The following is a 23,183-nucleotide window of genomic DNA, read 5'->3' on the forward strand; positions in this document are numbered from 1 at the left end:
ATGACGTCCTATATCCGCAACCCCCTGACCCTGGTGTGGGCACTGCTCACCATCGTGACCGTGGTGTCGTGGCTGACCGCTCGTGGCGGGGGCTCAGCCCATGTCGTCAATGTGACGGTCACGCTCGTCGTGTTGCTCATCGCCGCCGTGAAGACGCAATTGGTCATCTGGCACTTCATGGAGGTTCGGTTTGCGCCGCGGTGGCTCAAATTGACGACCGGAGGATGGCTCATCGGCCTCGTCGCACTACTGTTGGGCTTCTACTTCGCAGGAATCTGATTGCGGTGCAGCGGGACTGCCAACAAGCCGATCGACGATGTCCGCCAGGCCCGTGAAGCCGGGGGCTGCGGCCATGTCCGCCGCCACGCGACTGCTGGCCTGGCGATAGCGCGGGCCGTTCAGGACGTCCAGGATGGCGCGCCGCATCGCCTTGTACGTCGGGTGTTCAGCTCTGATCCGCCGCCCGACCCCCGACCATGCGATGCGGGCACCGACCTCGGGCTTGTCCTCTTTACCGCCGGTGGCGACGATCGGCACCCCGTAACGCAGCGCGTATTGGACTCCGCCGTACCCGCCGTTCGTCACGAAAATCGAAGTACGCGGGAGCAATTCGTCGTAGGGAAGAAAGCTGGCCGCGCGGGCGTTGGCGGGTAGCGGCGGCAACGTCTCAACGGGACGCCCGCCCGTCGCGACGACAACCAGCACATCCTGGTCGGCGAGCGCACGCAGCGTCGGCGTAATCGCTTGGTCGTAATCGGTGTTGGCGACCGTGCCCTGGGTGACGTGGACGACGGGGCGCGTGTCGTCGAGATCGGACCACCATTCGGGCAGTGGAGCCTGGGACCCGTTGGCGGACAACGGTCCCACGAAGTGGAGGTTGTCCGGCGCATCGGACATTGGATACTCGAACGATGGAACCGTGAATTGCACGAGCGCATCGGCGTGACGGCCCCAGTCCATCAGCGTGGTTGGCCACGGGCAGCCATGCACCTCGATGTGCTGGTCGTTGATCACGTTGAGCGGTCGCCGCAGAACCCGGTGATTCACTCTGGCCAACAGCCTATTCCGCTGCCGATTGAGGAATCGTGCAGGCGGCAGACCCATGCCGTACGGCGCGGTGTCAGGGCTCTCGAGGGGAAGGGGAATGATGCCGCACATGACCACCGCCGGCCGCACCGGCCGCGGGTCCCGCAGCAGGAACGCCGCACCAAGGGAAACCGGGTCGGCGATCACGACGTCGGCGGGTTGCGCCGCGAGAACCGCCGTAATCGTGGCGTACTGATACTTGACGGGCTTGGCGAAGACGTGCTCGATATCGTGCGCAGCCGCACTGGGGCCCTTCAACCTCGCGCGTTCGGGAAACCGCTCACTCAGCGGCGTCTCGTCGAAGTCGGCGTCGGGATGGACCTGCACGAAGGTTGCGCCCGTGGCGGCGACCTTGTCGGCGAACAGTGCACCGGTGACAAATCGGACATCGTCGCCACGATTGACGAAGTTCTCGGCGACCGTCAACAGCGGCGCCACATGACCGTGCGCGGGGAAGCTGACGATGACGACCGATGACATTGTTCCCCCGCCCAATCGGCGAATGACTATGGTTGTGTAGTATTCATTACTGTGGCACCCAAGTCAATATCGGGTCAGCCTTCGCGAGCGTACCGATCGCAACTGCGGCAGCAGCAGGCGGAGGCGACGCGGTCGCGGGTGTTCGCCGCGGCCGCTGAACGGTTCGCCGCCGACGGGTACGCGCGCACGACACTCGCGAAGATCGCCGCGGCAGCCGGGGTGTCCGCCGAAACCGTTCAGGGACAGGGCCCGAAGGCCGCGCTGCTGATCGCCGCGGTCGAATACTCCGCGGTCGGCGTGGCCGGTGAAGAGAGCGTCTTGAACCTCGACATCGGCCGCAGACTTCTGGAGATCGACGACCTCGACGAGGCATTGGACTACCTTGCCGAGGCCGCGGTGGTCATCCACCAGCGGACCGCGCCGTTGGCGCCTGCACTCTTCGGCGGCGCCAACGCAGACCCCGAACTCGAGCAGTATCTCAACGCCCTGATCGCGAGCATCAACAGCCAATTTCGCCGGGTACTCGGCGCGCTCGGCGACCGAAAGTGGATCCGTGTCGATGTGCCCTTCGACGAACTGGTCGAAACTGCGGCGGTGGTCTGCAGCGTCGAGACCTACCTGCGGATCGTCCACCGCGACGAGTGGACCGTCGACGCCTACCGCGCTTGGTGTCGCCGCATGCTCGCTGAGACGGTTTTCGTCTCGTCGCGGTCGACGTCAAAACGACCAGCCAAGTAGCCGATCGGCTACCCTCGTCGATGTGACGTCCACAAAGGATGGCCTCAAGTTCAGCGAGATCACCCGCACCGCCGCCCAGACCCGCGTGCTTGATGCGGCGTTGAAGCTGATCGCCGAGCACGGCGTCAGTGGGACCTCGTTACAGATGATCGCCGACGAGATGGGTGTGACGAAGGCGGCCGTGTACCGCCAGTTCAAGACGAAGGACGAGATCGTCATCGCCATCACGGAGCGAGAGATGAGCAAGCTCGAGGATGTGCTGGAAGCCGCCGAGGCCGAGGGGCATCCGCTGCGGGCACGCGCGGTGCTGCTCGACCGGATGGTCGAGCAGGCGATCGACCGCCGTGACGCCTTCCGTGTCCCGATGTTCGATCCGGTCATCATCCGCCTGCAGGCCGAGTACGAACCATTTCAACGGTTCATCGAGCGCCTCTACGCCGCGCTGCTCGGCACGGAAGCCGGTGTCGAGGCGCGTCTGCACGCGGCGATGCTCTCGAGCGCGATCAGCGTCGCGGTCATGCACCCGTTGCTCGCCGACGTCGACGGTGAGACGCTACGCACACAGCTGAAGCAGATGACCAGCCGCATGCTCGGCCTCCCCGAATGACCGTGCACCACATGGGCGATGACCAGGAGATCCGCAGCCTCGTCCACCGGTATGCCGATGCCGCATCCCGACGGGACCCGGCAGGCGTGGCAAGCACACTCACGACCGAGGGCACCTGGTACGCGCCGGAGTTGGGCCGCTTCACCGGCCGCGACGCGATGCTGTCGTTCTTCACGTCGATGCTCGACGGCTGGAACGTCTTCCTGCAGGCGCTGATGTCCGGGGTGGTCGTGATCGACGAGTCGAATCCCAATCGCGCCGTTGGCCGTTGGTTCGTTCAGGAGAGCGGTCAGCGCGCCGCGGGCACCAACCTGATCATCTCGGGCGTCTACCACGACGAGTACGTCCGCGACGGCAGCGCGTGGCTGATCCTTCACCGCCGGTACGACGCGCTGCTGCGAAACACCGACGGGGAGGTGACGACGCAGCCGTTTCCGGCGGACGCGCCTGCGATCGGTTAAGGCTCTACGGGGGTGACGAACAGTTGGTCGGTGGCGCTGTATGGATCTGACCCACCGTCGGCGACCTGCGACGCGAGGCGATCCAGATCGGGGTGACTTCGCAGACGCGTCTGCGCCAGGGACAGGATCTGCGCACGCGCACGCGCCATGCGGCGTTGCGGGCTGTCGGTGCGATGGTGGACCTCGATGACCTCCACCAATTCGGGGATGCCCTGTCCTTCTGCGGCAACGAGTTTCAGGATCGGCGCCTTTGTCTCGGCCTTCAGGTCGCGCACGGTCTGATCGGCACCTTCGCGATCCGCCTTGTTGACGACGACGATGTCCGCAACCTCCAGCAGACCGGCTTTCGCCGCCTGAACCGCGTCGCCCGCACCGGGATTGAGGATCACGATCGTCGGGTCGGCGATCGCGGCGATCTCGATTTCGGACTGTCCGACACCGACGGTCTCTAACACAACAAGGTCGTAGGACAATGCGGCGAGCAACCTGATGGCCGCCGGAACCGCCGCGGCCAGCCCGCCGAGGTGGCCGCGTGTTGCCACCGATCGGATGAGGACGTCGGAGTCGTTGATATGCGCGGCCATTCGAATGCGGTCACCCAGCAGCGCTCCCCCGGTGTAGGGCGACGACGGATCGACCGCAAGCACCGCAACCCGCATGTCACGTTCGCGGTACGCGGAGACCAACGCGCCGACCGTCGTCGACTTGCCCGCGCCCGGGGGGCCGGTCACCCCGACGACACGCGGGGCCTGCACCGCGCCGAGTGAATCGAGCACCTCGGCGCGCCGAGGACTTTCGACCAGGCTCAGCAGACGGCCGGCCGCCCGGGTCGACCCGCCGCGCGCCGCTTCGATGAGCTCGTCGATGGACATCGCGTCCACCTTATCCCGGCTGCGACAGATACGAGAATGATATTCTCTGACTGAGAGAGTGTCAGTTGCAAGAAGGGCGGCCGTATGCAGCTCACCGGCAAGGTCGCCTTCGTCGCAGGTGCCAGCCGTGGCATCGGCGCGACTGTTGCCGCGGCGCTGGCCCGGGAGGGGGCCGCGGTCGCGGTCGCAGCGCGTTCCGAGGAACAGGGCAAGGTGCCGGGCACGATTCATGACGTCGCCGAGCGCATCACAACAGCAGGTGGCCGCGCCTTGCCTGTGCAATGCGACGTCACCAGCGAAGAGTCGGTCGAGAATGCGGTGTCCGCAACGGTTTCTGAGTTCGGCGGTATCGACATCCTGGTCGCCAACGCCGGTGTGCTGTGGCTCGGCCCGATCGAGTCAACGCCGCTAAAGCGGTGGCAGTTGTGCCTCAACGTCAACCTCACCGGGGTGTTCCTGGTGACCAAGGCCGTCGTTCCGCATGTGAGAGCGCGCGGCGGCGGCTCACTGATGGCGATCACCACGACCGGCGTCGGCATGATCGACCACGGCGCCAACGCCTACTGGGTTTCGAAAGCCGCGGTGGAGCGGCTGTATCTGGGTCTGGCCTCAGATCTCAAGCCGGACAACATCGCTGTGAATTGTCTGAGCCCGTCGCGGGTCGTGCTCACCGAAGGGTGGCAGGCCGGCGGCGGTGGTGTGGAGATACCGCCGGAGATGGTCGAACCGCCCGAGGCGATGGCCGACGCCGCGGTGCTGCTGGCTCAGCAGGACGCCGGCGGTATCACGGGCACGATCCAGCGCTCCGAAGAACTGATCACTTCGTAGCGCGAGAGCCCACGCTTGCTAGCCGCGAGCGACCGCAAAATGCCGTCGAATAACGGCGTGTTGCGTACAAACACGGTCGCTCGCGGCTGTTGGGGATGATCAGCTACTTGTCCTTGGCGATCAGCCCGTCCACGATCTTGTTGAAGTCGGCGGTCCCGAACGAGACGTACTCGGACAGGTTCGCGTAGTCCAGCGACGCCATCACCGCCTTCTCGAGCTGTATGTTCATCAACCGCTTGGTGCTCTCGAGCGCCTGCTGCGGCAATTCCATGACCTTCTTCGCGCACGCGATCGCCTCGGCCAGCGGGTCTTCGACGACGTGGTTGACCATCCCCAGCTCGAGCGCGCGTGCGGCCTTGATCCGCATCCCGGTGAAGGCAAACTCCTTGGCCTGCAACAGACTTATCTGCGACGGCCACACCAGCGGACCGCCGTCCGCGGCGACCAGTCCGATCGACACATGCGGATCGGCGAAGAACGCGGTCTCTGCCATGTAGACGATGTCCGAGAGGGCCGCCAGGCTGCAGCCCAGCCCGACCGCCGGACCGTTGACAGCGGCGATGACCGGGATGCGACACCGAATCATGCCGATGACGAGATCGCGCCCGTGCTTGATCGTCTTCTGGCGCAGGGCTTCGTCGTTGCGCAACTCGTCCAGATAGTTGAAGTCCCCGCCCGCCGAGAAGGCGCGGCCCGCACCGGTGATCACCGCCGCGCGCGCACCGACATCTTCGTTGAGTTCTTCCCAGATCTTGGCCAGACCCACATGCAGCGGGTCATTGACGGCGTTGAGATCGTCGGGCCGGTTCAGGGTGATGATGCGGAGACCGCCGTCGGTCTTGACATCGATTTCATCTGGCATTCCATACATTTCAGTGCCTTCCGTTCTTCGCGCAGGCGCTCATCACACGCCCAGCCCCAAAATGCGCGACGCGATGATGTTCTTCTGAATCTGTGAGGTTCCGCCCATCACGCTCTGCGCGCGGCTGTACATGTACGCGCCGAACAGTTCGGGATCGCTCGTACCGACGGTGGCCAGCGCCGCATGGCCGACGGACTGCTCGACCCACGTCATCAACAGCTTGTCCAACGACCCCTGCGGCCCGTGGGTGATGCCGTCCAGTTGCTCGGACAACCGCCGACGCACGTGCAGCCTCAGCATCTCCGTCTGCACCCACGCCCACGACAACTCTTCCGGCGTACTACTTTCGGTCCGGGAGGCCAACTGGCGCACCAGCTTCCCGTAGCGGGCGGAGAAGCCCAGGGTCGACGGTTCGCGTTCGTGGCTGACGACGGTCATCGCGAGCTTCCAGCCTTCACCGAGGCTGCCCACCAAGTTCTCGGCGGGCACCCGGGCGCCGTCGAAGGACACCTGACCGAATTCCTTGGTGACGCCGCTGATCATCTTCAATGGCCGCTGCTCCACGCCGGGCTGATGCATCGAGACGACGAACGCGGAGAGTCCACGGTGCTTCGGCACATCCTTGTCGGTGCGCGCCAGTAGCAGACACCAGTCGGCGACGTCGGAGTAGCTCGTCCAGATCTTGTGACCGTGGATAACGTACTCGTCACCGTCGCGGGTGGCCGTGGTGGTCAGCGACGCGAGGTCCGAACCGGCGCCCGGTTCCGAGAAGCCCTGGCACCACCTTTCGGTGCCGTTGATCATGCCGGGCAGGAAGCGCTGCTGCAGTTCCTTGCTCCCGTGATGCCCGAACGCGACGACCAGATACCCGAGGCTGGGGCGCGCCGGGGCTCCGGCCTTCGCGATCTCCTCGTCGACGATGACGTCGTACACCGGGGGCAGGTCCTGACCCCCGTACTCTTTCGGCCAGGACGTGCCGAAGAAGCCCTGCTCGTACAGCGCCTGATGCCAGGCACCCTGCGCGGCCCAGTACTCGTCACCGGATGTCGGGAACTTGCCCTTCTGCTCGGTCAGCCAGCCGCGCAACCGTTCCCGGAACGCCGCCTCCTCCGTCGAATCACGGAAATCCAATGGTCAGCTCCTCCAGCTTGACGGGCCACGTTTCGGTGGCGGCCAGCACGCGCCGTAGATAGATGTGGGCGAGGCACTCCCAGGTGTTACCAATGCCACCATGCACCTGGATCGAGGTCTCGCAGACGGTCAATGCCGCACGCGCGCAGTAGATCTTTGCCACCCGCGCCGCTTCGATGGCTTCGACCGCCGGCAACTCGTCGACCGCCCATGCGGCGTGGCGTAGCACGCTGATCGACCCTTCGATGAGAGCCAGGCTTTCGGCCAGCAGGTGGCCGACGGCCTGGTACGAGCCGATCGTCGCGCCATACTGCTCGCGGACCTTCGCGTATTCGCACGCCAGCGCGTGCGCGCCACGCGCTGCGCCCACGAGGTCGGCGCAGGTGACGGTGAGCGCCAGTGCGCGCCACCGCCCGGCGTCCTCTTCCGACAGCTCGCCGAGCTCGGCGGGTGATTCGACCACTCCGGCAAGGCTTCTCGTCAGATCGACGGATTCCTGTTCGTCGGACCTCGTCGGCACCTGCACACCATGCGCCTTCAGGTCGTCGGCGAGCACCGGTCCCAGGAAGGGGACGTCAACGAGTCCGCGTGCGAACTCCTCGGCGACGATGGCCACCTCGACACCGGATGCGCCGTCCGAGCGCAGGGTACGAAATCCGGTGGCGTCCACCGCCTTCTCCAGGCGCGCGATCCGTGCCCGGTCGTCGAGATCTGCGACCGAGCCCGGCCCCAGATCATCGGCAAGCTTGGCTGCGGCGTCCCGCAGCTGTTGCTGTTCACTAGTCAGACGGACGTCCACAGACGCTCCTTCAACACTCGACGCAACACCTTTCCTGATGGCAACCGGGGAATCTCGTCCACGAAGACGACCTGACTGGGCCGCTTGTACGACGCGAGTCGCTCGGCGACCAGCGCGACCAGCTCATCGGCGTCGACAGAACCCGCCGTCTTGACCGCGGCGACGATCGCCTCTCCATTGGCCGGGTCGGGGACCCCGAACACGGCGCAATCCTCCACCGCAGCATGGCCATGCAGTACCGCCTCGATCTCGGCGGGCGCGACCTGAAAGCCACGAACCTTGATCATTTCCTTGGACCGATCGGTGATTCGCAGCCAACCTTCGGCATCGAGATGGCCGACATCGCCGGTCCGGTACCAGCCGTCCGAAAACGCCCCGGCGGTAGCCGAATCCGGCAGGTACCCGGCCATCGCGGAGCCCGATCGCACCTGGATTTCACCGAGTTCACCCGGCGCCACCGCCTGACCGGAATCCAGTGCCACCACTCGCAGGTCCACACCCGGCACCGCTCGGCCCACGGTATCCAGACGCGCGCCGGTGATGTCGTTGCACGAGATGACCGGCAGTTCGCTCGCGCCGTAGGCGGTCACCCAGCTCACGCCGGTACGGCGGCTGACCGCCTCGGCGATGCTTTCGGTGACCGGTGTGGCGCACCACATCACGTACCGTAGTGACGACAAGTCGTACTTCTCGAGATCGGGATGCGCGGCCAGCGCCAGAGCGATTGGCGCCACGGCCATTTCGATGGTGATCCGATCGGACTCGATGTGCCGCAACATGCTGTCGATATCGAACCGCCGGTGCAGCCGAATCCAGGCGCCCGTCTCGAGCGCCATCACGATGTTGAGGAGCCCCAGGATGTGCGACGGCGGCGTCATGATCTGCATGCGATCCGCCGACGACAAGCCCAGCGCATCGCGCCAGTGCTGCACCGCGACCGCAAACGAAGCATGAGTATGGCGCACCGCCTTGGGCATCCCGGTGGTGCCTGAGCTGAAAACGAACAGCGCATCGCTCTCCGGTGCGGGCGTACCGAAGCGTCGCGACGCGGGCGTGATCGCCTCGTCCAACGACAGCATCGGCATGCACTCGGCAAGCACCGGGTGGTCTCCCACGGCGTGCGCGGGATTGGTCAACGTGAGCGCGTGTTCGACCTCGGTGCGCTTCCAGGCCGGGCTGAGTAGAACGGCCGCAGCGCCCAGCAGCCAGACGGCCCGGAGTGCGACGACGAACTCGGGTCGGTTGGACGACATGACCGCGACCCGGTCACCCGCCCGTACTCCGCGATGCTCGAGAGTCGTGGCCATACCGCAGGCCAGGGCATCGAGTTCGGGCAGCGTGTATTCACGCTCCTCGAAAGCGAGCGCGATCGCCTCACCCACAGCCTGTCCTCACTCGCCGCTACGGCACGATGTGAATCAAGAATCGAGAATAGCGTATCACTAAAAGAGAATGGTATTCTCTAATTCTCAGAACCGATGTGCCAGGAGAGGCTTGATGACGGCAGAACCGGTCCCGGGCTCACCCGACGACGGGCAAGTGACGATCGTGCTCGACCGAAAAACGGCGTCGGTTCGACGGGTCGCCAATGAGACTCTCCTTGAGAGCGCGCGGCGCGCCGGGCTCTCTCCGCCGTTCTCCTGCGAAGCAGGCAACTGCGGCACCTGCATGGGCAAATTGGTCGAGGGTAAGGCCACGATGCGTGTCAACGACGCGCTCGAGGAAGATGAAGTCGAAGACGGATACATACTTACCTGCCAAGCCATTCCGGACACGGATTCGGTCTGTTTCACCTACGACGACTGAGCCGTCGGCGCCTCGGCGTGCTCGTCGAGGCGCGGGGGTGGCCGGTATTCGGGGTGGTACCCGTCGATGTGGATCGGGCTGCGCACCAACTTGAAATCCCCTGCGGTGACCACGACTTCGGGGGTCGCCTCCAGCGCCTCGGGCAGCGTGCGCACCGCGGCGGCCGGTATGCCCAGCGGACGCAGCCTGGCCTCCCACCCAAGAGCGCTGTCGGTTGCGAGCTGGGCGGCGACGACGGCGAGCACCTCCTGGCGGTGCGCCGCCCGCTCGGCCATCGTGGTGAAGCCCTCGATTCCCGCCTCGGTGGCGAACGACTTCCAGAAAGCGTCATGCGTGATGAACAGCGCCAGGTATCCGTCGGCAGTTTCGAATAGCTGCGCTGGAACGTAATACGAGTGCGCCCCATACGGATAGCGTTGTGGCTCGGCGCCGTCGTTGAGGTACGCCGAGGCGCGATAGTTCAACTGGGACAGCATCACGTCGCGCAGCGAGACGTCCACCTGTCCACCGCGCCCCGAGACGATCTGCGCAAGCAGGCCGAGGGCCGCGGCGAGCCCAGTGGAGTTGTCGACCGACGAGTAACCCGGCAGGGTCGGCGGATCGTCGGGATGGCCCGTCATCGCGGCCACGCCTGTCGCCGCCTGGATGACATAGTCGAAGGCTGGGTCGTCGCCGCCGTTCAGCCCGAACCCCGTCAACGCGACACAGACGATTCGGTCGTTGAACGGTCGCAGCGCGTCGTAGGTGAGGCCCAGCCGCTTGATCGCCGACGGCTTCATATTGACCAGCAGCGCATGCGAATTCGCGACGAGGTCACCCAGACGGGCGCGTCCTTCGTCTGACTGCAGATCCAGGCACACACTCTGCTTGTTGCGGTTGAGGCTTGCAAAATAGCTGTCACTGACCTGGCGGGAGATCTCCCCGCCGGGCGGCTCGATCTTGATCACCTCGGCGCCGAGATCAGCCAGCAGCATCGTCGCGTACGGGCCGGCGAGCATGACGCCGACCTCCAGGATGCGGATGCCCGCCAGCGGTGGGCCTCCTGTCATCGCACGGCCTTGGCGAGTTCCGCGATCACCTCACGCGTCCGGTACTTCGAGGCGATCAGCTCATCGCGGTTCTCACCGATGGGCAGCAGGCGAACCGACAGATCGGTCACCCCGGCATCCGCGAACATTTTGAATCGACGCAGAATCTGTTCACTGTCACCGGCGGCGGTCAGGTCGCCCACGTCGCGTGCGTCGCCACGATCCAGAAGCCGCTGATAGTTCGGCGAGGTCTCCGCCTCGGCCAGAATCCGATTCGCGCGGTCCTTGGCGGCGTCGATCTCCGAGTTGGCGCACAAGCACACCGGAATCCCGGCGACGATTCGCGGTGCGGGCCTTCCTGCCTCCGCGGCGGCCTTGTTGATCTTCGGCGCGATGTGCTCGCCGATGGCCTTCTCGTCGGCCATCCACAACACCGTGCCATCCGCGTGCTCCCCCGCGATCTGCAGCATCACCGGTCCAAGCGCGGACACCAGCACCGGCATCGGCGGCTCGGCGGCGAGCACGGTCGGGTTGTGCACGGTGAAGTTGTCGTTCTCGACGTCCACGTCGCCGGGACCCGCGATCGCGGCGTTGAGCACCTCGAGATAATCGCGGGTATACGCGGCCGGCTTCTCATAGGGGATGCCGAGCATGTCGCGCACGATCCAGTGGTGCGACGGCCCGACGCCGAGCGCCAGCCGTCCACCGGTGCCCGCGTGTACCGAAAGCGCCTGGCGCGCCAGGGCGATCGGATGTTGTGCCTGCAACGGTACGACGGCGGTGCCCAGTTCGATGCGGGACGTGCGCGAGCCCATCAGGGCGACCATGGTCAGACAGTCGAAGTCGTTGGGCACCTGGGGCATCCACGCGGTGTCCATGCCTGCGGACTCCGCCCACTCGATGTCCTCGAGGAGCTTTTTGACCTTGCGGGCCATGTCCCCGCGCTCAGCCCCGATCATCACGCCGAGTCTCATTGCCCACCCCGCTTCGCCCGCCCGAGCCTCATAGCCGTCCCGCCTTCTCCGTCAGCGCCCGGACGTCGCGCACCAGCGTGTCCAGCGATGTGCCGGTGGGGAACACCGCGGCGGCGCCGGCGTCGAGCAGTTTTTGCACGTCGGATTCGGGGATCGTGCCCCCCACCACCACGGCGATGTCCCCGGCGTCGGCTGCACGGAGTGCGTCAACGGTGCGAGTAGTCAGTGCTACGTGCGCACCGGAGAGGATCGAAAGGCCCACCAGGGCAACGTCTTCCTGAAGTGCGATGGACACGATGTCCTCGATGCGCTGACGGATCCCGGTGTAGATGACCTCGAAGCCGGCATCGCGCAGTGTGCGCGCCACGATCTTGGCGCCGCGGTCGTGGCCGTCCAGGCCGGGTTTGGCGACCAGCACGCGCGCCGGATTGCCCTGTGCGGGAGCGGATGCCGGGTGGGCTTGGGTGGGAGAGGAATCAGACACTAGAACACCACCGGCTGCTGGAACTCGCCCCACACCGATTTCAGCGTCGACACCATCTCCCCCACTGTGCAATAGACTCCTGCGCAGTCGATCAGCCTGTGCATCAGGTTGTCGTCGCCCTCCGCGCCGCGCGCCAAGGCGGCCAACGCTTCCTTCACGGCGACGTCGTCCCGGTCGGCCTTGACCTTCGCCAGCCGCTTGAGCTGTTTGTCACGACCCTCGGCGTCCAGCTCGTATGTCGCGATCTCCGGCGGCGGCTCGTCGACGACGAACTTGTTGACCCCGACCACCGGCCGCTCCCCGGACTCGACCTCCTGGTGAATCTTGTAGGCCTCGTCGGCGATCAGACCCTGTAGGTAGCCGTCCTCGATGGCGCGCACCATGCCGCCGTGCGCTTCGAGATCGTGCATGATCTCGATGATCTTCTCCTCGGTGGCATCGGTCAGCGCCTCCACGAAATAGGACCCGCCCAGGGGGTCGGCCACCTTCGCGACGCCGGTCTCGTACGCCAGGATCTGCTGGGTCCGCAACGCCAGCGTCGCGGATTCCTCGCTCGGCAACGCGAACGGCTCGTCCCAGGCAGCGGTGAACATCGACTGCACCCCGCCGAGCACCGCGGCCATCGCCTCATAGGCCACCCGGACGAGGTTGTTCTGGGCCTGCGGCGCATACAGGGACGCACCGCCGGCCACGCAGCCGAACCGGAACATCGACGCCTTGTCGCTGCTGGCGCCGTAGCGCTCCCGCACGATCGTGGCCCAGCGGCGGCGGCCGGCCCGGTACTTCGCGATCTCCTCGAAGAAATCGCCGTGGGTGTAGAAGAAGAAGGAGATCTGCGGGGCGAATTTGTCGATGGTCATCCGGCCGCGCTCGACGACGGTGTCGCAATAGGTAACGCCGTCGGCGAGGGTGAACGCCATCTCCTGCACAGCGTTGGCGCCGGCGTCGCGGAAGTGAGCCCCTGCGACCGAGATCGCATTGAAGCGCGGGACCTCGGCGGCACAGAACTCGATCGTGTCGGCGATCAACCGCAGCGACGGTTCCGGCGGCCAGATCCAGGTGCCGCGCGACGCGTATTCCTTGAGGATGTCATTCTGAATGGTGCCGGTGAGCTTCTCGCGCGGCACCCCTTTCTTTTCCGCGGCCGCCACGTAGAAGGCCAGCAGGATCGCCGCGGTGCCGTTGATCGTGAAGCTGGTGCTGATCTTGTCCAGCGGGATGCCGTCGAACAGGATCTCGGCATCGGCCAGGGTGTCCACGGCGACACCGACGCGGCCCACCTCCTCGCCGTACTCCTCGTCGTCGGAGTCGTAGCCGCACTGCGTGGGCAGGTCCAACGCCACCGACAGTCCGGTGCCACCCTGATCCAGCAGGTAGCGATAGCGGCGGTTGGATTCTTCGGCCGTGCCGAAGCCCGAATACTGCCGGAACGTCCACAGCTTGCCGCGGTACCCGCTGGCGAAGTTGCCGCGCGTGAACGGATAGGTGCCAGGCGCGGGGGGCTCACCACTCACGTCGGCCGGTCCGTAGATGGGCTCGAGCGGGATGCCGGAGGGGGTCTGTACAGGCAGGTCAGATGGCGGAGTCATCACTCGATAACGTACTTGCAAAAAATGAGAATGCCAATACCGCACACTGGAAACGTGCAGTGGGAGGGACCCACGAGTCCCCCTTCAATGCGACCGAAGGCCCAGTAAACAGCGATTATGGCACTTGCCTAGAATGAGAACGTCACTACCGTTCCATTAGAATCCAGGTAGAATCCTGGGACTGCGCATCCAGAGGAGGCCCATGACGAGCCCGTCACCGTTCACCGACCGCACGCTCGTGGTGTCAGGCGGTTCCCGCGGCATCGGGTTGGCGATCGCGCTGGGCGCAGCGAAGCTGGGCGCCAACTGCGTCCTTCTCGCGAAGACGTCCGAACCCCATCCCAGGCTGCCAGGCACCGTCCACACCGCCGTGGCCGACGTCGAGGCCGCGGGCGGAAAGGGCATTGCGGTCGTCGGTGACGTCCGTAAGGAAGAGGACGTGCAGCGCGCTGTGGATGCGGCGGTCGAACACTTCGGCGGTGTCGACATCGTCATCAACAACGCCAGCGCCATCGCGACCGAACCGACCGAAGACCTGGCCGCCAAGAAGTTCGACCTGATGATGGACATCAACGTCCGGGGCACCTTCCTGCTCACCAAGGCCGCGCTGCCCCACCTGCGCAAGTCTCCGAACGCGCACGTCATCACCTTGGCTCCGCCACTGAACATGAACCCGCACTGGCTGGGCGCGCACCCGTCGTACACGCTGTCGAAGTACGGCATGACGCTGTTGTCGCTGGGCTGGGCGGCGGAGTACGCCGACACGGGCATCGGCTTCAGCTGCCTGTGGCCCGAGACGTACATCGCCACCGCCGCGGTCGCCAACTCGCCCGGCTTCCAGGAGATGCTGGCCAGGTCGCGTGACCCGCGGATCATGGCCGACGCGGCGGTCGCGATCCTCTCCCGCCCGGCTGCCGATGTCACCGGACAGTGCTTCATCGATGTCGACGCGCTGGCATCGGCCGGCCTGACCGACTTGTCCGGCTATGGCGGTGGGGACGACCCCATCCTTGATATCTTCGTCGACAAATCATGAGCATCTCGTTGCTGCTGGAGATGGCAGCCTCAACCAACCCGGACCGCACCGCGCTGGTGTCGGGTGAGATGCGGCTTACGACAGCTGAACTGAGCGAGCTCGCCGACGGTGGGGCGGGCGTCATCGCGGCGGCCGGCACATCGCACGTCGCCTACGTCGGCCTTGGCGGTGCCATGCTCCCGCTGCTGCTGTTCTCCTCTGCGCGGGCGGGGGCGACGTTCACACCGCTGAACTATCGCCTGAGCGCCGACGGCCTGCGCGAGCTGATCGACCGTCTGCCGCAGCCGCTGGTCGTCGCCGACGCGGAGTACCTCGATGTCGTCGCAGGCGCCGGTAAGCAGGTCATCGGATCCGAGGAATTCATCGCCGCCGCCCGCACTGCGGAGCCGGCCGCCGAGTTTCCCGACCCGGAAGACGTCGGCGTCGTGCTGTTCACCTCGGGCACCACGTCGCGGCCCAAAGCGGTTGAACTCACGCACAACAATTTGACCAGCTACATCACCGGAACGGTTGAGTTCGACGGGGCCGCACCCGATGATGCGGCGTTGATCTGTGTACCGCCGTACCACATCGCGGGGGTCAGCGCGGCGCTCTCGAACCTCTATGCCGGCCGAAAGATGGTGTACCTGCCGCAGTTCGACCCGTCCGAGTGGGTGCGCCTCGTGCGGGACGAGGGGGTCACGTCTGCGACCGTTGTGCCGACGATGCTCGACCGCATCATCTCGGCCCTCGAAGCGGAGCCGGTCGCGCTGCCCAGCCTGCGCAACCTCGCTTACGGCGGCTCGAAGGTCGCACTTCCGTTGGTGCGCAAAGCACTTGGGTTGTTACCCGATGTCGGTTTCGTCAACGCTTACGGACTCACCGAGACCAGTTCGACGATCGCGGTGCTCACTCCCGACGATCACCGAGACGCCATGGCTTCGACCGATGTGACGGTCACCCGTCGACTCGGCTCGGTCGGTCAGCCGGTCCCCGGCATCGAGGTACAGATCCGCGACGAAGCCGGCCAGGTCGTCGGGCCCGGCGAAACCGGTGAGCTGTTCGTCCGGGGCGACCAGGTGTCGGGCCGTTACGCCGAGATCGGTTCCGTGCTCGACGCCGACGGCTGGTTCCCCACCAAGGACGTCGCCATGCTCGACGACGCCGGCTACCTCTTCATCGGCGGACGGTCGGACGACACGATCATCCGCGGCGGAGAGAACATCGCGCCGGCCGAGATCGAAGACGTCCTTGTGGAACACCCCTTGGTGCATGACTGCGCGGTGGTGGGGCCCGAGGATCCGCAGTGGGGGCAGATCATCGTCGCGGTGGTGGTCCCGGCGGCAGGCGCGAACCCCGACCCCGACGAGTTGCGCGAGCACGTTCGATCGCAACTGCGCGGATCGCGTACACCCGACCGCGTTGTCTTCCGCGACGAACTGCCGACCAATGCGACCGGCAAGGTGTTGCGCCGCGAACTGGTCCAAGAACTGACAGCCTCGAATTAGCAAGGAGCCGAACATGATCAAGAACGGCACGCGACTGCAGAGCCAAGTCTGCGACACCCAGGTGATCGTCGTGCGCAGCGCGGACAGCCTCGACGATCTGCGCGCGGGCGGGGTGCCGATGGTGCCGCTGGATAGCGAGAAGTCCGCCGACGCCGCAATCGATCCGGCATTCTCCGAGGGCAATGCGATGGGTAAGCGCTACGTCGACGAGTCCGGCGCCGAGGTCCTCGTGACCAAGGCGGGGGCGGGCACCCTGTCGGTCGGCGACACGGCTTTGTCACTGAAAGAAGCCAAGCCGCTGCCCGCGAGCGACTGATACCTTCGGCCATGTGAAGCCCCGCAGGCTGCTGATCCGGTATGCAGCGGGGTTGACGTCCGCCTATCTCCTGACGACCGCCGAGGTCACCGCCCTGGTCATCTCATTGACCGGCCATGCTCGGGCCACACCCGTGATCACCGTCGCCGCGGCGGCGGTGATCGTGATCGGTACGGCAATTGTGGCGATCGGGGCCGTACGTATCGTCGCACCGTCGCTGAAATGGCTCGGCATCCGCGAACCCACCGACGACGAACGCCGGCTGGCGTTGAAGATGCTGCGCCGCCAATCGGCGATCACGGCAGCACCATGGATCGTCGGGGCTGCGGTGATGATTCCGCTCAACCTCGGTGCCCCAGCGGAACTACAGGTGGTGGTCGCGTCTGCCATCATCTTCGGCACGATCGCGACTGTCTGCACCGGGTTTCTGTTCACCCTCCGCACGCTGCGCCCGCTGCTCGCCGGTGTCACAAGGGATTTCAGCGAGATCACGCCCACCACCGCACCCGGTGTGCGTGCCAGGTTGTTGATCATGTGGGCGGTCACGACCGCGCTACCGGGCATCGCGATCGCGAGCCTGTTGGTGATGAGGTCCAACGGATGGATCATCTCGAAAAACACACCCGTCGAACTGGCCCTCCTCGTGCTCGCGCTCGTCGCGGTCGTGCTCGGACTTCGGGCCATGATCCTGGTGTCGATCTCGATCTCAGATCCACTCCGTCAGGTCGTCGACGCCATGGCCGAGGTTGAGCGGGGCAAGCTCGACAAGTCCCTCGACGTCTACGAATGGTCCGAAATAGGGCGATTGCAAAGTGGATTCAACCGGATGGTCGCCGGATTACGCGAACGCGAACAATTACGCGATCTGTTCGGCAGGCACGTCGGCGAAGAGGTCGTCCGCCGCGCGATCGACGCCAACGAATCGCTGTCGGGTGACGAACGCAATGCCGCCATTCTGTTCATTGATCTTGTCGGCTCGACGCAGCTCGCGGCGACTCACGAGCCACATGAGGTCGCGTCGGTGCTCAACGAGTTCTTTCGGATGGTCGTCGCTCATGTCGATGAGAACCATGGACTGGTCAACAAGTTTCAGGGCGACGCAGTGCTCGCCGTCTTCGGTGCACCGTTGCGCACCGACGATCCCGCTTCCGCCGCACTCGCGACCGCCCGCTCTCTGGGTGCCGAACTACGCAGACTCCCGGTTGATTTCGGCATCGGCATATCGGCCGGGCCGGTGTTCGCCGGCAACATCGGTGCCGAGAACCGTTACGAATACACCGTCGTCGGCGACGCCGTGAACGAGGCCGCGCGACTCGCCGATCTCGCCAAGGACTTCGACGATCGGGTGCTCTGCTCTGGTGCCGCACTCGCGCAAGCGAGCGACGACGAACGTGAGCACTGGGTCGTCCGCGGCTCTGAGGTGCTTCGGGGGCGGACCATCCCGACCGACATCTCGGTACCGGTGCGAGAGGAGCCCGCAGGTTAGGTCCTCGTCGCAAACGGGAATGCACGAGCATGACCTTGCGGGCCGCGGACACCGCAGCCGCTGACCGAGCCGCCATCCGAGCCGGCGAGCACACCGGCCCGACGAGCGGCCTTGCGCCGGGATTCGCACAGGCCAACCTGGTCATCCTGCGCGCCGACGAGGCGCTCGACTTCCTGCGCTTTTGTGTGCGCAATCCGAAACCGTGCCCACTGCTCGAGGTGACCGACACCGGATCACCACACCCCTTCGGTATCGCCGCCGACGCCGATCTGCGTACCGACCTGCCGCGGTACCGGGTGTTCCATGACGGTCACCTCGTCGACGAACCCACCGACATCGCCGGTCAATGGCGCACCGACCTGGTGTCGTTCCTCCTGGGGTGCTCGTTCACCTTCGAATGGGCCCTGGCCGCGGCCGGGTTGCCGATTGCGCACCAGGTGCAGGGCGTCAACGTCCCTATGTACGTCACCGACCGACGGTGCACTCCCGCCGGTCGTTTCGACGGGCCGCTGGTGGTGTCCATGCGGCCGTTTCCTGCCGATACCGTCCCGCGTGCCGTCGAGATCTCCGCCCGCTTTCCCGCCATGCACGGCGCGCCGGTGCACATCGGCGACCCGGCCGAGATCGGAATCAGCGACCTCGCGACACCGGACTTCGGTGACGCGGTCCGGGTGGGCGCGGACGAGGTGCCGGTCTTCTGGGCCTGCGGCGTGACTCCGCAGGCGGTCGCCATCGAGGCCCGGCCCTCGCTCGCGATCTTCCACGCACCGGGCCACATGTTCATCACCGACCGTCGTCACGGCGACTTCGACAACGAGGAGGGTCATGACCATCGATGAGGCGCCGAAGCGGCAGCGCGAAGCCGACCCCGCAGAAGTCCGGAAGGCGGTGCGCGGCGCAGCGATCGGAAACACCGTCGAGTGGTACGACTTTGCGATCTACAGCACCCTCGCGACCTACATCGCCGACCAGTTCTTCCCCTCCGGCGACGAGACGGCCGCGCTGCTGAGCACCTTCGCCGTCTTCGCCGCCGCATTCTTCATGCGACCGCTCGGCGGGTTCTTCTTCGGGCCACTCGGTGACCGGATCGGCAGGCAACGGGTGCTCGCGCTTGTCATCCTGCTGATGTCGGGCTCGACTCTTCTCATCGGCCTGGTACCGAGTTACGAGTCCATCGGCGTAGCCGCGCCACTCTTGCTGCTCCTCCTGCGCTGCGTGCAGGGATTCTCAGCAGGTGGCGAATACGGCAGCGGCGCATGCTATCTGGCTGAATTCGCCCCCGACAAGCACCGCGGATTCGTCGTGTCGTTCCTGGTCTGGTCGGTCGTCGTTGGCTTCCTGCTGGGTTCGCTGACGGTGACCGGACTCGAAACGCTGCTCTCGGAGAGCGCGATGAACTCCTACGGTTGGCGGATTCCCTTCCTCATCGCCGGCGTACTCGGAGTGGTCGGTCTCTACATCCGGATGCGGCTCGGCGACACCCCGGAATTCGAAACTCTGCGCGACGAGGGAGAGGTGTCGACCTCACCGCTGAAGGAGGCGTTCACCACGTCTTGGCGTCCGATCCTGCAGATCGCCGGCCTGGTGGTGATCCACAACGTCGGTTTCTACATCGTCTTCACCTACCTGCCAACGTATTTCACCAAGACACTTGAATTCACGAAGACCAATGCCTTCGTCTCGATCATCATCGCGAGCACTGTCGCGATCATCCTCATCCCGCCATTGGGTGCGCTGTCGGACCGGATCGGCCGAAAACCCTTGCTGATCGCGGGTGCGGTCGGATTTGCGTTATTCGCCTATCCGTTGTTCATGTTGCTCAACACCGGATCACTGGCTGCGGCCATCGCCGCGCACGCTGCCCTGGCCGCGATTGAATCGGTCTTCGTGTCGGCATCGCTGGCGGCCGGTGCCGAACTGTTCGCCACGCGGGTGCGCTCCAGCGGCTACTCGATCGGGTACAACGTGTCCGTCGCGATCTTCGGCGGCACGGCACCGTACGTGGCGACCTGGTTGGTTGCCGAAACCGGAAATGAACTCGCACCCGCGTTCTACGTCATCGCCGCGGCGATCATCACCCTCGCCACGATCATGACCATGCGGGAGACCGCGGCTCAGCCGTTGCGCCAGAAAGTGGGCACATAGCGAGTGTGAATCACGCTTTGGCGAGTTGTTTCTCGGCGTAGAGCCGCGCCCACTCTTTGCGGGGCCGGATCGACACGTCGACATCGGTTGCCTTCGCGCGCAACGCCCCGACGCTCGCCTGCTCTCTCGGGGTGAGCGCGAACGGATCCCAATTGAAGAAGTTGCACGCGTTCTGCCACGTGATCTTGTTGATGTCCGTGTCGTCAGCGCCCGCGGCGTTCAGCTCGGCGAGCACCTGCTCCGGCGCGTCGGGCCAGAAGCAATCGGAATGCGGATAGTCACACTCCCACGCAATGTTGTCGATGCCGATCTCATGGCGCAGCTTCAGCGACGTCTTGTCGGTGACGTAACACGCGAGTGAGTGCTCGCGGAACACGTCACTCGGCAGCTTGTCGCCGAAGTCGCGCCGCAGCCACTTCTGGTTGGTGTAGTGCCGGTCGCTGCGATCGAGATAGAAAGGAATCCAACCGATTCCGCCTTCGGAGAACGCGAACTTGAGATCCGGGTAGCCGCGCATCGCGGGGCCCCACAGCAGATCCTGGGCGCACATCGCCGACACCTGGGTGGCCAGGATGATCAAGTTGTCGATCGGCGCGTTCGGCGCCATGCTGATCGCGCCGAAACCGGTGCCGATGTGCAGGCACATGACCACATTCTCTTCGGACAGCGTGGTGAACACCGGGCCCCAGTAGTCGTCGTCGTGGTAGCTCGGAAGTCCTTCCAGGTGCGGCAGTTCCGGCATGGTGACCGCCCGGCAGCCCTTCGCGGCCACCCGGCGGATCTCAGCGCACATCGCCTGCGGGTTCCACGTCGGCAGCACGGCGATCGGGATGAAGCGGTCCGGGTAGCTACCCGCCCACTCGTCGATGTGCCAGTCGTTGTACGCCGACACCATCACCAGCGTGACTTCTTCGCGGTGCATGTTGAGGTGCCGCGCCGAAAAGCCGGTGAAGGTCGGGAAATTCATCGACGCCAGGATGCCGTTGCGGTTCATGTCCCGGACGCGCTCGTGGACGTCGTACACCCCGGGTCGCATCTCCGCGAAACCGGCGGGGTCGCGTCCCCACTCCTCGGCCGGCCAGGACACCACCGCGTTGAGCCCGCTGACACCCTGCGGCCTGCCCTGGTACATCCACTGATCGACGCCCTTCTCGTCGGTGACGACGACGGGCGCCTCGGCTTTGTACTTGGCGGGGACGTGGTTGAGGAACATGTCCGGCGGTTCCACCACGTGGTCGTCGATACTCACCAGGATCAGGTCGTCGGTCTGCATAACCAACTAGTACCGTCTATTGCCATGACCGGCTCTGCGACTTCGGACAGAGATTTGTCCGAAGCGGCCAAACCCCGGCGGGATCCTTCCCGCCGGCCCGCGCTAAATCTTTCACACCGCCCCGCCCGACGCGTCATTGAACTCCGCCGGGGTGGTCGGGCACTCGGCGGCAGCTACCTGTACGAGGGCGACGGGCTGATCACCGGATGGCACAGCCACGAGGTGCACCAGATCGAGTACGCGCTGCACGGCGTCGTCGAGGTCGAGACCGATTCGGCGCACTACCTTCTTCCCCCTCAGCAGGCGGCGTGGATACCCGCGGGACTCGAGCATCAGGCCGTCATGAATCCGGACGTGAAGACCGTTGCGGTGATGTTCGATCCCGCGCTGGTGGCGGCCCCCGGCGATCGCGCACGCATTCTCGCGGTGTCGCCGTTGATCCGGGAGATGATGATCTACGCGCTGCGGTGGCAGATCGACCGTGCCGACGGCGACGCCCAATCAGACGCGTTCTTCCGCACCCTGGCCGATCTGGTCGCCGAAGCCCTCGACCATGAGGCCCCTCTGAGCCTGCCGACGTCCGAGCACCCGATTGTCGCCGCGGCGATGTCCTACACGAAGGCGCACCTTGCTTCAGTGAGCGCTGACGAGGTGAGCCGCGCGGTGTCTGTCTCCGAACGTACGTTGCGGCGACTGTTCCAGGACAAGCTCGGGTTGTCATGGCGCACGTATCTCTTGCACGCGCGGATGTTGCGCGCGATGGCGCTGCTGGCCGCGCCGGGGCAGTCGGTCCAGGAGACCGCGTCGGCCGTCGGCTTCGACAGTCTCAGCTCATTCACGCGTGCCTTTGCGCAGTTCAGCGGAGAAACACCAAGCGGATATCGCAAAAGGGTTGCAGACGAATAGGTTTGAGTACGCTCACTCGTCGTCGCGTGGATGCGGAAAGAGACCCTCACGCAGCAGGGCGTTCACCGATTTCTGCCACCTGTCGACCTGCTCGGGCGATTTGAACGCGTCCGGAATCTGCCGCTCGATGTGCCCTCGCACGATGAGGGTGCCGAGCGCCAGGACGAGCGAGTTCAACGCCGCCCAGGTGACGTCGATGTCGTCGCGAGCTTCGCCGCTCTCCTTGCGCGCGGTCCAGCGCGCCATACCGAAGGCGGAGAGCGTGTCCCAGATCGTGATGCCCAGCTGGCTGCCGTCGATGAGCGCGCGACCGAAGTAGTCCACGACGTCGGGATGCTCGAGCAGAAGTGTGGTGACCCGGCTGCCCATGTCGGCGATCGAGTCCTTTGCGTGCGGCGCAGTCACCGGTTGGGCGACTACGGCGATCACAACGCCCATCACATAGTCGTCGACGGCCTTGATGAGACCGGCCTTCGTTTCGAAGTGATGCTGAACCAATCCGAGGGAGACACCGGCGTCCGCGGCGACCGAACGCAGCGACGTCCCCGCAGCGCCCTTCGTCGCGAAACTCTTCAATGCCGCCTGGCGGATCCGCTCGAGTTTCTTTAGTTCGTCGCCACCGACGTGGTCGCGCTCTGTCACCGCAGTCATCGAGAGGTGGTCTCCGTGCTCACAGGCCCAGATTAGACAATACGAACGTATTGTGTCTACCATACAAACGTATTGTTGACGTGACCGACGAAGACGGGGAGGCCGGAGCAGTGCACGTCCAGACACGATCGAGCGCGG

At 65.4% G+C, this 23,183-nt stretch carries 25 protein-coding genes; 13 read left to right on the forward strand and 12 right to left on the reverse strand.

Going from position 1 to position 23,183, the window contains the following annotated elements; all coding sequences use genetic code 11:
• Complete coding sequence (locus G6N42_RS13160; RefSeq protein WP_163729990.1) at window positions 1-279, forward strand: cytochrome C oxidase subunit IV family protein; 279 nt, start codon at window positions 1-3, stop codon at window positions 277-279.
• Here the strand turns inward: G6N42_RS13160 and G6N42_RS13165 are convergent.
• The gene (locus G6N42_RS13165; RefSeq protein WP_163729991.1) at window positions 247-1,566 is read right to left on the reverse strand and encodes a glycosyltransferase; all 1,320 of its coding nucleotides are present in this window, start codon (window positions 1,564-1,566) and stop codon (window positions 247-249) included. The two genes, G6N42_RS13160 and G6N42_RS13165, sit on opposite strands and share 33 nt — an antisense overlap.
• Before the next feature lie 51 nt (window positions 1,567-1,617).
• Here G6N42_RS13165 and G6N42_RS13170 point away from each other — a divergent pair, with 51 nt between their 5' ends.
• From G6N42_RS13170 to G6N42_RS13180, 3 genes are read left to right on the forward strand one after another with little or no spacing between them, the layout of a single operon-like run.
• Complete coding sequence (locus G6N42_RS13170; RefSeq protein ID WP_163729992.1) at window positions 1,618-2,304, forward strand: TetR/AcrR family transcriptional regulator; 687 nt, start codon at window positions 1,618-1,620, stop codon at window positions 2,302-2,304.
• Between the two features lie 22 nt (window positions 2,305-2,326).
• Window positions 2,327-2,911, forward strand: coding sequence for a TetR/AcrR family transcriptional regulator (locus G6N42_RS13175; protein ID WP_163729993.1), 585 nt, complete (start codon window positions 2,327-2,329; stop codon window positions 2,909-2,911).
• A gap of 11 nt (window positions 2,912-2,922) precedes the next feature.
• Complete coding sequence (locus G6N42_RS13180) at window positions 2,923-3,372, forward strand: nuclear transport factor 2 family protein (RefSeq protein ID WP_232076132.1); 450 nt, start codon at window positions 2,923-2,925, stop codon at window positions 3,370-3,372.
• Here the strand turns inward: G6N42_RS13180 and meaB are convergent.
• A complete protein-coding gene (meaB, locus tag G6N42_RS13185) occupies window positions 3,369-4,244 on the reverse strand; it encodes a methylmalonyl Co-A mutase-associated GTPase MeaB (RefSeq protein WP_163729995.1) in 876 nt (291 codons plus the stop codon). The two genes, G6N42_RS13180 and meaB, sit on opposite strands and share 4 nt — an antisense overlap.
• A gap of 84 nt (window positions 4,245-4,328) precedes the next feature.
• Here meaB and G6N42_RS13190 point away from each other — a divergent pair, with 84 nt between their 5' ends.
• Entirely contained in the window at window positions 4,329-5,072 is a 744-nt protein-coding gene (locus G6N42_RS13190; RefSeq protein ID WP_163729996.1) for an SDR family NAD(P)-dependent oxidoreductase, read from the forward strand.
• Between the two features lie 103 nt (window positions 5,073-5,175).
• Here G6N42_RS13190 and G6N42_RS13195 read toward each other — a convergent pair whose 3' ends face one another.
• From G6N42_RS13195 to G6N42_RS13210, 4 genes are read right to left on the reverse strand one after another with little or no spacing between them, the layout of a single operon-like run.
• Complete coding sequence (locus G6N42_RS13195) at window positions 5,176-5,943, reverse strand: enoyl-CoA hydratase/isomerase family protein (protein WP_163729997.1); 768 nt, start codon at window positions 5,941-5,943, stop codon at window positions 5,176-5,178.
• Window positions 5,944-5,976: 33 nt separating this feature from the next.
• Window positions 5,977-7,065: an acyl-CoA dehydrogenase family protein gene (locus G6N42_RS13200; RefSeq protein ID WP_163729998.1), complete on the reverse strand. Its 1,089-nt coding sequence runs from the start codon at window positions 7,063-7,065 to the stop codon at window positions 5,977-5,979.
• Window positions 7,052-7,864 carry an acyl-CoA dehydrogenase family protein gene (locus G6N42_RS13205; protein WP_163729999.1) on the reverse strand — a complete coding sequence of 271 codons (813 nt, stop codon included), beginning with the start codon at window positions 7,862-7,864 and terminating at the stop codon, window positions 7,052-7,054. Before G6N42_RS13205 ends, G6N42_RS13200 begins: the two co-directional genes overlap by 14 nt.
• Window positions 7,849-9,246, reverse strand: coding sequence for a class I adenylate-forming enzyme family protein (locus G6N42_RS13210; RefSeq protein WP_163730000.1), 1,398 nt, complete (start codon window positions 9,244-9,246; stop codon window positions 7,849-7,851). The genes G6N42_RS13205 and G6N42_RS13210 overlap by 16 nt, the downstream gene beginning before the upstream one ends.
• 115 nt (window positions 9,247-9,361) lie before the next feature.
• Between G6N42_RS13210 and G6N42_RS13215 the strand changes: the two genes are divergently transcribed.
• Window positions 9,362-9,670, forward strand: coding sequence for a 2Fe-2S iron-sulfur cluster-binding protein (locus G6N42_RS13215; RefSeq protein WP_163730001.1), 309 nt, complete (start codon window positions 9,362-9,364; stop codon window positions 9,668-9,670).
• Here G6N42_RS13215 and G6N42_RS13220 read toward each other — a convergent pair.
• The 4 genes from G6N42_RS13220 to G6N42_RS13235 all read right to left on the reverse strand — a co-directional run bounded on the left by G6N42_RS13220 (window position 9,658) and on the right by G6N42_RS13235 (window position 13,745).
• On the reverse strand, window positions 9,658-10,719 hold the full coding sequence (locus G6N42_RS13220) for a CaiB/BaiF CoA transferase family protein (protein WP_163730002.1): 1,062 nt from the start codon (window positions 10,717-10,719) through the stop codon (window positions 9,658-9,660). The genes G6N42_RS13215 and G6N42_RS13220 overlap by 13 nt on opposite strands.
• Window positions 10,716-11,672 carry an LLM class F420-dependent oxidoreductase gene (locus G6N42_RS13225; protein WP_163730003.1) on the reverse strand — a complete coding sequence of 319 codons (957 nt, stop codon included), beginning with the start codon at window positions 11,670-11,672 and terminating at the stop codon, window positions 10,716-10,718. Before G6N42_RS13225 ends, G6N42_RS13220 begins: the two co-directional genes overlap by 4 nt.
• 28 nt (window positions 11,673-11,700) lie before the next feature.
• Window positions 11,701-12,090, reverse strand: a complete 390-nt coding sequence (locus G6N42_RS13230) for a cobalamin B12-binding domain-containing protein (RefSeq protein ID WP_163737454.1) — start codon at window positions 12,088-12,090, stop codon at window positions 11,701-11,703.
• Window positions 12,091-12,155: 65 nt separating this feature from the next.
• The gene (locus tag G6N42_RS13235; protein WP_163730004.1) at window positions 12,156-13,745 is read right to left on the reverse strand and encodes a methylmalonyl-CoA mutase family protein; all 1,590 of its coding nucleotides are present in this window, start codon (window positions 13,743-13,745) and stop codon (window positions 12,156-12,158) included.
• A 202-nt stretch (window positions 13,746-13,947) separates the two neighbouring features.
• Here G6N42_RS13235 and G6N42_RS13240 point away from each other — a divergent pair, with 202 nt between their 5' ends.
• Genes G6N42_RS13240 through G6N42_RS13265 form a run of 6 tightly spaced genes read left to right on the forward strand, consistent with a single transcriptional unit; the run spans window position 13,948 to window position 20,215 of the window.
• Window positions 13,948-14,781 (forward strand): SDR family oxidoreductase, encoded by an 834-nt coding sequence (locus tag G6N42_RS13240; protein ID WP_163730005.1) that lies wholly within the window; start codon window positions 13,948-13,950, stop codon window positions 14,779-14,781.
• Window positions 14,778-16,268, forward strand: coding sequence for a class I adenylate-forming enzyme family protein (locus G6N42_RS13245; RefSeq protein WP_163730006.1), 1,491 nt, complete (start codon window positions 14,778-14,780; stop codon window positions 16,266-16,268). Before G6N42_RS13240 ends, G6N42_RS13245 begins: the two co-directional genes overlap by 4 nt.
• A gap of 13 nt (window positions 16,269-16,281) precedes the next feature.
• The gene (locus tag G6N42_RS13250; RefSeq protein ID WP_163730007.1) at window positions 16,282-16,584 is read left to right on the forward strand and encodes a hypothetical protein; all 303 of its coding nucleotides are present in this window, start codon (window positions 16,282-16,284) and stop codon (window positions 16,582-16,584) included.
• A gap of 13 nt (window positions 16,585-16,597) precedes the next feature.
• A complete protein-coding gene (locus G6N42_RS13255) occupies window positions 16,598-18,070 on the forward strand; it encodes an adenylate/guanylate cyclase domain-containing protein (protein ID WP_163730008.1) in 1,473 nt (490 codons plus the stop codon).
• 29 nt (window positions 18,071-18,099) lie between these two features.
• Window positions 18,100-18,909, forward strand: a complete 810-nt coding sequence (locus tag G6N42_RS13260) for a putative hydro-lyase (RefSeq protein ID WP_163730009.1) — start codon at window positions 18,100-18,102, stop codon at window positions 18,907-18,909.
• Entirely contained in the window at window positions 18,896-20,215 is a 1,320-nt protein-coding gene (locus G6N42_RS13265; RefSeq protein ID WP_163730010.1) for an MFS transporter, read from the forward strand. The genes G6N42_RS13260 and G6N42_RS13265 overlap by 14 nt, the downstream gene beginning before the upstream one ends.
• Before the next feature lie 10 nt (window positions 20,216-20,225).
• Here G6N42_RS13265 and G6N42_RS13270 read toward each other — a convergent pair whose 3' ends face one another.
• On the reverse strand, window positions 20,226-21,488 hold the full coding sequence (locus G6N42_RS13270) for an amidohydrolase family protein (RefSeq protein ID WP_163730011.1): 1,263 nt from the start codon (window positions 21,486-21,488) through the stop codon (window positions 20,226-20,228).
• Window positions 21,489-21,512: 24 nt separating this feature from the next.
• On the opposite strand from G6N42_RS13270, the gene G6N42_RS13275 reads away from it, so the two are divergent.
• Window positions 21,513-22,394 carry an AraC family transcriptional regulator gene (locus tag G6N42_RS13275; RefSeq protein ID WP_163730012.1) on the forward strand — a complete coding sequence of 294 codons (882 nt, stop codon included), beginning with the start codon at window positions 21,513-21,515 and terminating at the stop codon, window positions 22,392-22,394.
• A 12-nt stretch (window positions 22,395-22,406) separates the two neighbouring features.
• Here the strand turns inward: G6N42_RS13275 and G6N42_RS13280 are convergent, their stop codons facing one another.
• The gene (locus G6N42_RS13280) at window positions 22,407-23,045 is read right to left on the reverse strand and encodes a TetR/AcrR family transcriptional regulator (RefSeq protein ID WP_163730013.1); all 639 of its coding nucleotides are present in this window, start codon (window positions 23,043-23,045) and stop codon (window positions 22,407-22,409) included.
• Window positions 23,046-23,183: the final 138 nt, after the last annotated feature.

It is taken from the genome of Mycobacterium gallinarum, from assembly GCF_010726765.1.
Lineage (GTDB): Bacteria > Actinomycetota > Actinomycetes > Mycobacteriales > Mycobacteriaceae > Mycobacterium > Mycobacterium gallinarum.